The organism is Rhodoferax sp., from assembly GCF_030646845.1.
In the GTDB taxonomy this organism is placed as follows: domain Bacteria; phylum Pseudomonadota; class Gammaproteobacteria; order Burkholderiales; family Burkholderiaceae_C; genus Rhodoferax.
Genome location: NZ_JAUSLE010000017.1, coordinates 1 through 12,959, shown reverse-complemented (window position 1 = coordinate 12,959; position 12,959 = coordinate 1). Strand labels below are relative to the sequence as shown.

Genomic DNA, 12,959 nt, shown 5'->3' with positions numbered 1-12,959 from the left:
AAGGGCTGCGATCCCTTTGTCACTCGTTTGTAGCCTATGTGTAGCCTAGAGTTGGCTATGTGTAGCCTAGGAGAACCCAAGATGCCTAAGCTGACGCAGTCCTTCGTCAAATCCATCGCACCGATGCCGGGCGAGTCCCAGACCTTCTACATGGATGATGAGTTGACCGGGTTTGGTCTGCGCGTCTCTTTGTCCAAGAAGGTCTTCTACTTGCAGATGCGTGTTGGCCGGAAAGTGCTGAAACGCAAGATCGGTGAGTATGGGCCGATGACCGTGGATCAGGCTCGCAAGGGCGCCTTGCGGGTGAAGGCTCAACTTCTCGACGGCAAGGACCCCTACACGGAACGGAACCGAGGCGCCAGCAACGCTAGCCTGGAAGAACTGTTCGATGAATACACCAAGGAAGTCGAGCACCGTCCCAATACCACCAAGAGCATTGAATCGGCCAAGCGGTATTTCGGGACACTGGAGGGGGAGGCATTCAAGACCAAGCCGAATGGCCGCTCGGCTGAAAAGATTGAACTGCTCAAGGTGAAGCTTCCAAGCTGGCTCAACCGACCTTATCGGGAAATCACCCAGGACGATGTGCTTGCTCGTTTCGATATCGTTTCTCGCATGGTGCCCAAGCGCAGGCTTTCGAAAAATCCTCAACCGATCACGCGCACTTCCAACCAGCACTTCAAGTACCTGCAGGCAGCTTACAACTATGCCATCAGCAAGTACCAACTGTCGCGATCCGGATTCGTCAACCCTGTTGGCATTCTCAAGACTGCCCGGCGTTGGAGCCGGATCAATCGCCGCAGCGGCTTCCTCGACACGAACAAGCCGTACTTCGTGACGTGGTGGCAGGCCTGCGAAGCGCTGGAGCCGTCGGTGGTGGGTGACTACATCCTGTTTTCACTCATCACGGGTAGCCGTTCTATCGAGTCGGCGACGCTACGCTGGTCGGACGTGGACCTGAAGAAGGACAGCATGGTGTTTCGCAACACCAAGAATGGGCAGGACTACACCTTTCCGATAGCTCCACTGGCTCGCGTTATTCTGCAGCGTCGGCTCAAGGAGAAAATTAACGACTTCGTGTTCGGCTACGCAGACTCGGCTAAGGGGCACGTGGTGTGCCCGCCGCAGTACCACATCAAGCTGGTTAGAGCAGAGTGCGGTGAGCATTGGGCCATGCATGATCTGCGGCGCACGTTCACCACTGCAATGACGTTGTTGAATGTGCATGCCTTCACGATTTCGCATCTCATGAAGCATTCAATGAACAGTTCCATGACGCTTTCCTATGCGCCACCGACTCAGGATCAGTTGTTGGAGGCGTTGACCAATTTGGAGCGGCATCTGCTGGCGTGTGTGTGCTCCATGCCGGAAGGGATGGCAACCGCCGAGTTATTGGTTGAGCATGATGAAGTTGTAGCGTAAGCCAGCCCAGGACGCGAGTGCGTACTGGGCTGGGGCACTACAGCTTCTCTGGAATCTCAACACATATCTGGGCTATGGTTTCTAGGCGGCAATCTCGTAACAATCCATCAAGCAGCGTGCGCAATGGCTCTGGCTGCAAAAACCTCTTTGGCAGCAAACAGACCGTTAAGTGCTGCGGGGAAGTCGGCGTAGACGGCCATACGCCAATGGGATGTTAGGTCTGTCAGAAAGTCAAGCGTCGAAAGACCTGCTTAGATGCGCCGAAGTTGAGCATGCCCCGGAAATGAAGTAGGCCAGCAGATAAGTGGAGTAATCGGTAATACGTCGGTCCAACCGGCCTGCATGGCATCCCACTTCACGTTGTGCAGACTTGAATTAAGCGCACACGCCCAGGCCCACTATCATTGGGGGCGAAAAACTAGAACAGGGAGAGGACATGTCACCACCACCTGCGGCGGCAATTTCGGTCCGCACTACGCTGGACTTGCTCGACAACTCATTCCAGGCCTTTGCCCAGGGCATGGCGGAGGGCCGGTACGCCTTCTGGCTGGGTTCAGGCATTTCGCTGGGCGTAGTTCCCGGCCTCTGGGGCGTCATTGCCAAGGTCATCGAGTTCATTCGTGTGCACATTGATCCGGCCGATCCAGCCTGCAAGTTCAATCGCGCGATGAACGAAGTGCTCAGGCTTGCCGGCCTCAACGCCGCGCAGTGTGCGGCGCTAGACTTGAACGTCGCTTTTGATATGTGGCCTCAGGAAAAGCGTGATGCGATCGTCGGCACGCTGGTCACCAACTATGCGCGACTCCTAGCGATCCGTGTGGGGACCGAACCGTTCGACTACCTGCTCTGGGACGCTGTCAATGTGTGCGAAACATATGGCGGCGGTGCCCTACGGCCGGATGTCGAACATCTGTGCCTCGCCGCCCTCAGCCTGGAAGGCGTAGCTACGGAAATGGTGTCAGCGAACTGGGATCCTCTGGTGGAGCGTGCCGTCGCCAGTTTGACCGACGGCAACGCCGCACTCGCCCCGACAGTCGTAGCCAGGCCGAATGACGTACAGCTACCGCGAGGCCGTACCCGTCTCATCAAATTCCATGGTTGCGCCGTGAAGGCCGCGGCCAACGAAGCGGAATATCGCGAATGGCTGGTCGCCCGTCATGCTCAGGTGAATGGCTGGTGCGGCAAAGCCGGCAACCAGCCGTTGGTAACCGCGTTACTCGCGTTGATTACTCAGAAACCCACGTTCATGCTCGGCTTGTCGGCCCAAGATGGGAACATTCAGCACGTCTTCCAAACGGCCGCCGAACAAAGTCCATGGAACCTCGCAGCCGCACCGCCCGGATTCGTGTTTTCCGAGGACGAACTCGGGCTGGACCAGCAGTCCCTTTTGGAGAATGTGTATGGCGCCCAGGTCAACCCCGCGAACTTCCAAGCGGTCTGCGAAGCCGCACGGATCCAGGCCTATGCCAAACCGCTGCTCACGGCCTTACTGCTGGATGTCCTCGCAAGAAAGCTGGCCGCATTAATCAGCATGATGCCGGGGCCTTTTCCTGCGGCAGAGCGCCAACCGCTGGTCGACGGCGTCACCAGGTTGCGCAACGACCTGGGCACTGCGGCGCAGACGTCTGTTGCCTTTGTCGGTGGGCTGCTCCAAACGTGTGCGAGATCTTCCCAGTTACTACGAGCAGGCCAGGTCACACAGCCCAACTTGAAATACATGCCCATCTCGCAAGACGCGATTCCGGGCATGGCGGGAAACCCCGACCTGGATACCTCAGGGTTGCGCGAGGCTGCGATCACGCTGGGGTTACTTGGCGCGGGCGTTGCGCGTGGTGATTGGACGGTGGAGGCCGAGCCAGTCACAACTGGCTCCGGCGTACTTGCTGTCATAAGTAACCTGCCGGGAACGGCCAAAACCAAGGTGTACGTCACTGCGAATGCGTTCAACGCAGCGCTATTGGTGGCGTGCGGGGAACTCGACGAGTCCGAGGCACCGATCTTGATCCAGGCAAAAGAGCTCGCTCTGCCGATGCCAAGGTCACCCCTCGGCTCATTTGGCAGGACCGGCGCTCCGTTGACACGCGAGGTCAGCATTGGGCCTCTTCTGAACGGATGCACTACCTTTGATCAGCTGTACACGAATTTCAGACAGGAGCTGGCTATATGACCGACTCGACACCCGTGGGCCGCGTTACATCCGCACTGGAGGGCGCCGGGTATCTGCGACTACCCCAATCACTACTCCTCGGCGGCCTGAAGCTCGACTTTCCGGCGGCCTTTGTCCACCAGAAGAGCTCGACCGAGCTGATCCTCGTGGCTGACACTGCCAGCGAGGACGAAGCGCTCCTCACCCGCAAGATGAGTGGTGTGGCGCGTGCCCTTGACGTCAGCCGGTCTAGGCGCTCGCTCACTCTCGTACTCGCGGGGCCGCGGCCGAAGCCCTCGACACTGGAATATCTGGGCAAGGTTTGCAGAGTCCTACCGATCGGTAGTGTGACTGGCACAGGGGCCGACATAGTTGTTCACAACTGGCTCGCCGTGCTCTTGCCACTGACGCTGCCCCAAGTCGATGGCGCGGCAATCGATCCGCTGACGCGGGTGCGCAACCTTGCCGGAAAGCTCGACGAGCCCCTTCGCCACCTCGTCGACGTGGCAGCGCAAGGCGAGAAGACTGTGCAGCGAAACCTGCACCAGTTGATCGACGAAGCATCCCGTGGACTGGAGGATCAAGACGTATGAACACTCGAATTAGCTCACTGACGGTACGCGATTTCCGCAGCATACGGGGCAATGTCACGATCCCAATGGATGCACCGATCGTGCTGATCCACGGTAAGAATGGTGCAGGCAAGACCAGCTTGCTGTCCAGCATGGAACTGGCGCTAACCGGCCAGATCTCGTCGTTGGACCGCATGGATGCCAATCTTCGCCGGCACCTGGTGCACAAAGGAGCCGACGAGGCATACGTCTCGGTGTCCACCCGCGGCATGGGCAGCGCAGCGGCGGCTGGCGAGTTTCGGATCAACGGCGTCGGCCCCAAGGGGAATCCTGCACTGACCCCGCAGTTGGCCCGGCACTATTCGGAGCGTTGCTACCTGGCCCAGTCGACCCTGAGCCGCTTGCTGGAGATATACCAGCCTAAGGACGTCGCGGCTGGCACCTCACCTCTGACACGTTTTGTTAAGGAGCTGCTCGGACTCGACGCGCTCGACGCGCTCATCGACGGGTTGCATGATGCTGGCGACGTGCGTCGGCTCAGGGGCGGCGCAAACCTGTACTGGGAGGTCCGTGAACGCCTTCCGAACGTGCAAGCCGAATTGGACAAGCTGGCGCGGGACGTCTCCGCCACAGATGAACAGGCAACAGGCCTGCTCAGCAGGGCTGAGGAACTCTTCAAGCTGCATTGGCCGGACCAAGCTGCGCTGCCGATCACCGATTGGCCCCAGTTCCTAGCTCAGCTGTCCTATGACGCTGACCTTCAGCGGTGGGCGCAGTCTCGGCACGAAATCGTGGCATTGCTCGGGCAATGGCGCAGTTCCGAAGGCTCCCCGACCACCCAAGAGCTGAGGGAGACTGCCGAGTCGGCCGCCACAGACGCAGACGAGGCGCTGCAAGCATGGTTGCATAAAACAGGAAAACAGCTCTCCGACGCGTTTGAGGTACTGGCTATCTATTTTTCGGACTTGCCTTCGCCACTGGCCAACCGACCCGAGTACGCACGCATCACGGCAAGGAACGCGGTGGACGCCGAAGTTCGTCGCTGCGAACAAGCCCTGGCACAGAATGCCGCTGTGAGAAAGGGCGCTGCCGACGCGGAAGTGGATCAAAGGGGCCTTCAAGAGCGTTTGAAGCGGCTCGATGAACAGATCGCGCAACATTCGCTGCAAGCGGGGCAGCTGGCACAGGCGCTGTCGGCTCTCTTGCCGCACGTCCACTCCAACGATTGTCCGGTCTGCAATCGCAACTTTGCAGAGGTTTCCGACACGCCTCTCGTGGGACATCTTGCCGCCAATGTGTCCTCGCTCACCGAAGCCGCAGGTAAGCTGGCAGCTCTGTCGAAAGAGCGATCCGACACGGTTGCAGCGATCGCAGCCCGCGAGCTAGAACAGTCTTCGGCGCTGGCTCGACTGCTGGCGGCCGAGTCGCGGCATGAACTTGAGTCCAGGGTGGTCAAGCTAACAGACCAGTTAAGTGTCTTGGACAAGCTGGCCTCCGAAGCGGTTCGGGGCGAGACCTTGTTCGAAGACGCGACCAACTCCGCACAAGGCCTGGCAGCGCTGCGAGCCAACGATCAGCGCGCGGTGTCTCTGCGCAGCATCGCCGATCGCGTCGCCGCGCAGCTCGCTGTAGAGCCTATCGGCGTTAACGAGTCTCTAAGCGGCGCTTTGGAGCGGCTCCACGCACACGTGATTAAAACGGAATCCGAGCTTGGTGCGAAGGAAGCGGCGCGCCAACACGCCGAAGCCATGATGCGCGAATATCAACTGAGGCGGCGCGCAATTGAAGACATCACTGAACGCAGGACCGAGTTGAGCACCGAGATGACGGGGCTGACGCAGCGCAAGGTCGCTGGTGACCGCGCCATTGAGCAGGCCAAGGAGCTGACAAGGATTGCGCAGGTCGAACGCAACGATATCGTGAGGCGGGTGTTCAACCACTCGCTCAATGCCGCTTGGAAGGACTTGTTTGTGCGCCTCGCGCCGGACGAGCCTTTCGTCCCGGCCTTTGCGTTGCCCGAATCTTCCAAGGGCGCGGTCGAGGCGGTGTTGGAAACCCTTCACCGAGACGGTGGTAAGGGTGGGAATCCAAGGGCGATGCTGAGCGCCGGTAATCTGAATACGGCCGCTCTGACGTTGTTCTTGGCTCTTCACCTCTCTGCGAAGTTACAGCTCCCTTGGCTCATCATCGACGATCCCGTGCAGAGCATGGACGAGGTGCACATTTCGCAATTCGCAGCGCTGCTGCGCACGGTGGCCAAGCAACATGACCGGCAGGTCATCATCGCGGTTCATGAAAAACCTCTGTTCGATTACTTGAGCCTAGAGCTGAGCCCTGCGTTCGAAGGCGATAGCCTGGTCACCATCGAACTCGGGCGCACTGCAAACGGTGACACCCTGGCAATCCCGAAAGTTATCACCTGGGAGCCTGACAAAGCACTGGCCGCATAGAGAAAAATCATCAGGGCGTCACAAAATTCGACACGCAGACAGGTGCGAATAGACACGACTTCTAGACAGTTTCAAGCCTGGGGACTACCGCGCTTGCGGTTTAGTCCCCTGCTGCGTAGCGGTTCAGCGAGAGATCCGCCTGAAAGCAGACATTGGCTGCGGACAAAGGCCCTGAGCGCGTCTTTCATTAGCCCGCCCGGCAGGCCTTACCAAGGCGGTTGCAGATCAAACGTGAAATCCGGCGCCTTCTGTGCGGCTTTCACGGCGGTGAGGGTTGGGCGGCTATCGCCCATCCGCATGTTGGTTTTGAAGCGTCGCAAGTAGCGACATTGCCACAGCATTAAAACTATCAAAGGCTTCTGTAAATTCTGGTGCCTCATTGCCGTAAATGAGGGGAATCAGGTTCCTGGTGTACTCGACCTGGATAGTCGTGTCGGCACTGGCCTGCCTGAGTGCGCCTGACAGCACCGGAAGCGCGGCTGCCGCGAAATCAGGGAACTGGCTACCAAATTCATTCTGGTCGCCGGCGACCAGTTTAGGGAACGCTTCGGCGGCAATTGCGACGATGTCCGCCTGGTGGCGGTAGACACAATGGACGTCATAGATGTGCCGTACCAAAGCTGAGTCCCAATCCTGTTGCAGGAGACCGGCCCGGTGCTGGGCGTACCGGCGCAGGAAAGATAAGACTTTTTCCGCGATGGTTTCAGCGACGGCAACGGTGGGCACCGCGAAGGTTTTGTCTTTGCGTTCGGCCAAGTGGTCAGCAAGGCTTCCGATCTGGCAGGTTACGGTGTCCAGAACCGGACTGCGTGCGGTTAGCTCGATCTGCAGGTGGGGGCGCAGGCTGGCGATGGAATCGTACTGCCGGGCGTAGGACCATTCGCTACAGAAGTAGCGGTTCTCGTTGAGCGCTCGTGCCATGCTCTTGTCCTCGACCAGGCCGATGCTGGTCAGAGTTTCGGATACGGTGGTTTTAAGGGTTGACAGCCGTTTTCTGATCTGGGTCCTGGAGAGCGGTTCTGAACTCAATAAGAGAACGATCTTGAGATCGGCATCTTCGGACATGCGCTCGATCAGGCCGTGAGCTTTCGAGAGGCTGGTACCACCGCAGAACACCAGGCTCATGCCATCCAACTGCAGCGCGAACAGGGCACGCAGTGCATCAGTCAGGTGTTCGTCTTTTTCCAGCAAACCTGCAGTGATGCCGCCCATGGCGGTTTCCGCAACGAGCGCGTCGATCAGTTCTTGTCGCTCGGAACTCAGTACCTTCATGCGTGTTCGTACTGGACCGCTTTACCGTTGAAGCTCAGTTTGCGGGCGATACGGCGCTTGCCGGTATTCAGCACGATGCCAGAGGGCAGCTGGGTGCTGCGGCCCGCGTTGTAGTCTTGGGTCAAGCGGCTTGGCATCACTGCGATACCGAGCTTCTTCAGAACTTCGGGAGCCAGAACTTCCAGCGGGCGGGCGGGAATGGGCTTGCCTGTGAGCACGCTGGGTTTGGCTTTGGCGTAAACACCCACGCCGAGTCGGATCAAGGCGCCTTCACTCGTGAGTTGGGTCAGCGCGCGGCCTACTTGAGCCGGACTGCCGAAGCGCTCGAATTCAACGCGCAGGAACACACCATCGTCGCGGTTGGCGATGGAGCGTTTGATGCGGTCAACGATGTTCATGGCATTTTTTGGGGCGGAATTGCCATATTTTACCTGTGTTGCGAATTTTAGGTAACATGTTGTTATAAAAGGGAAAATATGTGCTGGCGACGATCATCTGCATTGAGTTTTCTGGGCGCCAGGCAGGTGGAGGTAAAGTCACGCCCGATTTCTGCTTCTTCCGGCTTCACCGGAACGCGCCGTCGTGCCGCACATTGCGCCGCCCACAGCGGCACACCAGTTCGGCAGCGTCGGCACACGCTATCAGAATGCGGCCTATGCTCAATACTTCTCCAGCGGACCGACACTGAGCATGAAAACTGCACATCAGGCGAGGATGTTAGATGAGTTCATGCGGCTTGATTCCCAGACACCGCTTGAAATGGATACCTACGGAGCACAGACTGGCTCATGAATACTGCTATTTTTTGCATGACGAGTCAGTACGGCTGCTTGTAGAGTACGAAAAAGCCGAGGCACATGTTGTCTCTTTGAACTTTGCAAGCAAGGAAGAAGCAAAGCTCTTCAAAAAAGTCGCGAAGATAGATTCCATTGAAGCGCTGCGAGCGATCGGTCGCCATGATGAAGCTCGTCGAGTCATCCTGAATACCATCACGATGGCGTTAGTTTCAGATTGCATGCATCACGTCTACGAGGCTCTACAGTGCATGGAGAAGCGCAAATCCATTGTCGCCTTCAATTTGCTCCGAAAACCGCTGATGGACAATCTTCTCTATCTTTCGTGGATGCTTGGAGACGAGGATTCGTTTTTCAACAACTTTATGGAAGGAGATCCTGCACTTCTCACCCAGAAGCAACTTGGCAATCGACGGGTAGCGATCATTGCTGATGCGCTTCGCCAGACTGCGCTGTCTTCGATTTTCGATGCAAATTTCATTGTTGATTCGATCTTTGAAGCCAAAAACGCGCAAGGACTGTACGGGGTAATGCAGCATGCCGTTCATCTGGTCACAGCACAACGGATCGAAGTTCGCACTGCTCCTCAAAATTTCAACTTCGTCTTTAAGAGCCATGCTGACAATGACGTGTACGACGGTGTCTACGAGCTCTTGCCGCCATTGCTCTTGTACCTCGCGCACGTCGTATTGGGTCTATTCCAGCGCATCAAACCAATGGACGAAGGAGCGAAGTCCGCTTTTCAGTTTCGCACGATCCATGGCCTTAGTCTGATTGGTGATGTCGACGAGGTACGGGGCATACAAGAGCTTCTGACAGGTCTCCTTCAATCGCATCTCAGTTGCGGTCACTGCGATGCACCGCTGACGGTTACTGCACACAATGCTGCTCGTATCCTGCTAACGGATTCGTGTCGTTGTACATCGTGCAGGCGAGCAATGGGCTTGCCTTTTTCCTGGCTTTTTTAAGCAACCGTTAAGTGGGGTGGCTATGAGATTCTCGATCGATGTTCACGATACGGAAGTTGCCGGACTCTTGAGCGGTTTGGTGAAAATCACAGGCATCGAACCCTGGAAGCGTCGATTCGAATGGCTTCATCGGGAGCTCAACGAGAACCACTTTATGGAGGATTGGCTGCGCGAGCGGTGCTTGATCGAGTGGACGATGAACGACATTCTTCGTGACCCGTCATTGATGCTGCAACGACCATTCCGGATCGAGAATATTGCTCAATACGAATTGGTCGGGTTTGCAGCAGGTACGGTGCGCAGCCATGAACGCTTAAGCGAAGACGGTAAGCGAAGACTTCGCGGCGCCTTGCTGGATGGCTTGAAGGAGGATAAAGGGCTGTTGTCGATCCAGCATGAAATTACGACTGCCATTCACCTCATGAGTCGTGGCTTTGACGTGGAGTTCCGTGATATGGAGTGCGGTGGAGGATTTGACTATATCGCCCGGAAGGGTGATGTTGAGATTGAAGTCGAATGCAAGATGTTCTCGGCTGATCTTGGTCGTAAAATCCATCGACGTCGGAGTGCGACACTATGCAAGGCACTGGAAGGTGCGCTAACACAGACTTACAACACTGCCTCAGTCGGGTTGATCGTGACAGTCTCGCTACCGGATCGTCTGACGCCATCTCCCGGACAGCACAGGGGGATCGAAGAAGCGGTCAGGACGGGTTTGTTGAGTGGCAACGTCTTCACTCAGACCGAGTACTGCGACGTTCAGGTTTCGGATTTTCCCATCGATAGTAGCCCATTCAACAAAGCTCCTGAGCAGCTTTCTCGTAAAGAGATTGACCAGTTCGTTTGGGAGCGTACGGGCCGTTCAAACTCCACCTTAATTAGCATGTTCTCGCCCAAGCGGCGTGCGGTAGTTCTGCTGCTCGAAAGCGAGAAACCCGATGATGTGCTCAAGGGCATGCGCCATCAGTTGCGTGAAGCAGCGAAGGGGCAGTTCAGCAAGACCCGTCCCGCGTTTCTTGCTGTGCAACTGCACGATCTCACGGCAGATCAACTGGGCGATCTCGCGCAATCAGATAGCTCGTGGAGAGGTAACGCGACCGGCTTGCAGATCATGACCTCAGACTTTCTTCAAAGTCCATCGAGGGCTCACATTCACACCGTGGTGTACCGTTCGCACGGTCACTTAACTGATCAGAATCAAGATGGCACAAAGCGCGGGGATGGCCTTGCCTATATGATCAAGAATGGCTTTCACCCTCTGTATAAGGACTCCCGTTTTGCTGCATTTGGCGATCAACCAATCGTGGTGCGCGCGTAATGAAATTATCTAAAGTACATTTTCTGATATGACTCAATACAAAGAGTTGATCGGCGTCACTTTTGTGCCAGCTATCCGAGTGCTCATGTCGCCGACTCTATGGCCAAATATCTGACGTCCGAGTGCGTATTCCGGCGATCGTGACCGCTGATTCCGGTCGATCGTGACCGGTGGCGCAGCGTGCGGTATTGCGCATCTAAATTGTAGGGGTGTCGGTCACGATGGGTCTGGATTGACCTCCTTCTTGCTTGATTTGGGCTTCTGACGCAGAGACTCGCCCGTCAGGGTGAAACGGTGATTCTTTTGCATCACCCGGTCCAGAATGGCGTCCGAGATCGTGGCGTCGCCCACCCAGGCATGCCAATGCTCAATCGGCAGCTGGCTGGTGATGATGGTGGCCTTGTTGGCGGCGCGGTCATCAATGATTTCCAGCAAGTCAGCTCGGGTCTGGGCATCAATGCCGGCCATGCCCCAATCGTCAAGCAGCAACACATCGGTCCTGGCCAACTGAATCAGCCACTTGCCAAACGTCCCGTTGCCGTGGCGAATGCGTAACTCCTCAGCCAGTCGGGGGACCCGTTGGTAATACGCAGAGTGCCCCCGGCGACAGGCGTACTGTGCCAGTGCACACCCCAGCCAGGACTTGCCCGCCCCGGTGGGGCCAGTGATCAACACACTGTGACCACTATCAATCCAGTCACCCAAAGCCAGACTCATCACCGCCTTGCGATCTACACCGCGCCCGGCGCGGGTGTCCAAATCCTCAATGCTGGCCTGGCTGTACTTCAGCCGGGCATCCTTGAGTAGTCGGGTTTGGCGCTTGTCATTGCGCCAGTGAACTTCACGGTCCACCAGCAGCGCAATGCGCTCCTCAAAGCTGATGGCCGTCAAGCCAGCCTGGGTGAGTTGCTCTTCCAATCCCGAGGCCATCCCGGCCAGGCGCAGACCGCGCAGTTGTTCAATCGTCGTGTTCATCATCATGGGTGTTCCCGTTGTTGCGTTGTTTGTTGCTGTTGTCATTGGTAGTAGCCAGGGCCACGCACATGCGCATGCTGCGGACTGGTCCACTCGGGCGTGGTGATGGGCTGCACCTGATCACGCCCATTGACCAGGATGTCGCGCACATGCGAGCTGTTGGTGGTGCCCAATTCCAGCGCCACCGCACAAGCCGCTTCCAGCCGTGGCCTGGTAAAGCGTTTGGCCAATGCCAGCAAGCCCAGACAGGCCCGGTACCCGTGCTCGGGGTGTTTGCGTGTTTCCAGCAGGCGTGTCACCAACGCGCCGGTGGCCACGCCAATGCTGTTGCCCCAATGAATCAGCCGCTCTGGTGTCCACTCCATGTGGGCGCGATGGGCTGCAGACAGGTGTTCGGGGACGGTGGTGAATCCTCCCTTGTGCGCACAGCGCAGGTGGGACGCCACACGCTGCCCCCGGTGCAGCAACTCCACCGTGCGTGCCGTCACGCGCGCCTCCAGCACTTGCCCAACCAACGACTGCGGGACGCTGTAACGGTGGCCCTCAAACTCGATGTGCTGGTCAATGTGAACCCGCACGGTCTTGTAAACGGCAAGCTCCCAGGTTTGTGCCGGCAAGGGCTGCAGTGCTGGGGCATCGAGCTGTGCAAATGCACTGGCGCGACTTCCCGGCAGCTTCTGAAACGCACGGGCATTGAGTTGCTCCAGCAGCGGTGCAATGGCCTGGTTGACATCATCGACCGTGGCAAACCGCTGGTGGCGCAGTCGCATCAATATCCAGCGTTCCACCACCTGTACGGCTGATTCGACCTTGCCTTTGTCTTGGGGGTGGTAGGGACGCGCTGGCAGGAACGAGGTTCCATAGTGCCGTGCAAAGTCATGCACCGTCTCATTGGCCCTGGGTGTTGGCGCCGACCGAAAACTGAGCCACTTATAGAGGTTGTGCCGACTCAAAACTGAGCCAGGTGTTTTACTAGCTCTGCCTTATTTTTAGGCAGGAGCAAAAAGGTGATCACCATGGAAATGTTAGGCAAGATACGGCG

The 12,959-nt window shown here is 57.5% G+C and carries 9 protein-coding genes and 2 pseudogenes; 6 read left to right on the top strand and 5 right to left on the bottom strand.

From position 1 onward, the window contains the following. The first annotated feature begins 81 nt into the window (after nt 1-81). Nucleotides 82-1,422, top strand: coding sequence for an integrase arm-type DNA-binding domain-containing protein (locus Q7T10_RS04630; RefSeq protein ID WP_304746444.1), 1,341 nt, complete (start codon nt 82-84; stop codon nt 1,420-1,422). 107 nt (nt 1,423-1,529) lie between these two features. Here Q7T10_RS04630 and Q7T10_RS20785 read toward each other — a convergent pair. Further along, nucleotides 1,530-1,625, bottom strand: a pseudogene (locus Q7T10_RS20785) (carboxymuconolactone decarboxylase family protein); the annotation flags it as partial. A gap of 233 nt (nt 1,626-1,858) precedes the next feature. Between Q7T10_RS20785 and Q7T10_RS04625 the strand changes: the two are divergent. Genes Q7T10_RS04625 through Q7T10_RS04615 form a run of 3 tightly spaced genes read left to right on the top strand, consistent with a single transcriptional unit; the run spans nt 1,859 to nt 6,590 of the window. After that, entirely contained in the window at nt 1,859-3,589 is a 1,731-nt protein-coding gene (locus Q7T10_RS04625; protein WP_304746442.1) for an SIR2 family protein, read from the top strand. After that, nucleotides 3,586-4,161, top strand: coding sequence for a hypothetical protein (locus Q7T10_RS04620; RefSeq protein WP_304746440.1), 576 nt, complete (start codon nt 3,586-3,588; stop codon nt 4,159-4,161). The genes Q7T10_RS04625 and Q7T10_RS04620 overlap by 4 nt, the downstream gene beginning before the upstream one ends. Beyond that, a complete protein-coding gene (locus Q7T10_RS04615; protein WP_304746438.1) occupies nt 4,158-6,590 on the top strand; it encodes an AAA family ATPase in 2,433 nt (810 codons plus the stop codon). The genes Q7T10_RS04620 and Q7T10_RS04615 overlap by 4 nt, the downstream gene beginning before the upstream one ends. A gap of 282 nt (nt 6,591-6,872) precedes the next feature. Here Q7T10_RS04615 and Q7T10_RS04610 read toward each other — a convergent pair whose 3' ends face one another. Together Q7T10_RS04610 and Q7T10_RS04605 are read right to left on the bottom strand one after the other, a co-directional pair. Further along, a complete protein-coding gene (locus Q7T10_RS04610; RefSeq protein WP_304746436.1) occupies nt 6,873-7,862 on the bottom strand; it encodes a nucleotidyl transferase AbiEii/AbiGii toxin family protein in 990 nt (329 codons plus the stop codon). Beyond that, nucleotides 7,859-8,260: a DUF6088 family protein gene (locus Q7T10_RS04605; protein WP_304746434.1), complete on the bottom strand. Its 402-nt coding sequence runs from the start codon at nt 8,258-8,260 to the stop codon at nt 7,859-7,861. Before Q7T10_RS04605 ends, Q7T10_RS04610 begins: the two co-directional genes overlap by 4 nt. Before the next feature lie 407 nt (nt 8,261-8,667). Here Q7T10_RS04605 and Q7T10_RS04600 point away from each other — a divergent pair, with 407 nt between their 5' ends. Together Q7T10_RS04600 and Q7T10_RS04595 are read left to right on the top strand one after the other, a co-directional pair. Continuing rightward, the gene (locus Q7T10_RS04600; RefSeq protein WP_304746432.1) at nt 8,668-9,624 is read left to right on the top strand and encodes a hypothetical protein; all 957 of its coding nucleotides are present in this window, start codon (nt 8,668-8,670) and stop codon (nt 9,622-9,624) included. 22 nt (nt 9,625-9,646) lie between these two features. Next, entirely contained in the window at nt 9,647-10,942 is a 1,296-nt protein-coding gene (locus Q7T10_RS04595) for a hypothetical protein (protein ID WP_304746430.1), read from the top strand. Between the two features lie 216 nt (nt 10,943-11,158). Here the strand turns inward: Q7T10_RS04595 and istB are convergent, their stop codons facing one another. Together istB and Q7T10_RS04585 are read right to left on the bottom strand one after the other, a co-directional pair. Beyond that, nucleotides 11,159-11,923, bottom strand: coding sequence for an IS21-like element helper ATPase IstB (gene istB / locus Q7T10_RS04590; protein WP_304746428.1), 765 nt, complete (start codon nt 11,921-11,923; stop codon nt 11,159-11,161). Between the two features lie 35 nt (nt 11,924-11,958). Next, nucleotides 11,959-12,819: pseudogene (locus Q7T10_RS04585) on the bottom strand (IS21 family transposase); the annotation flags it as partial. Between the last annotated feature and the right edge of the window lie 140 nt (nt 12,820-12,959).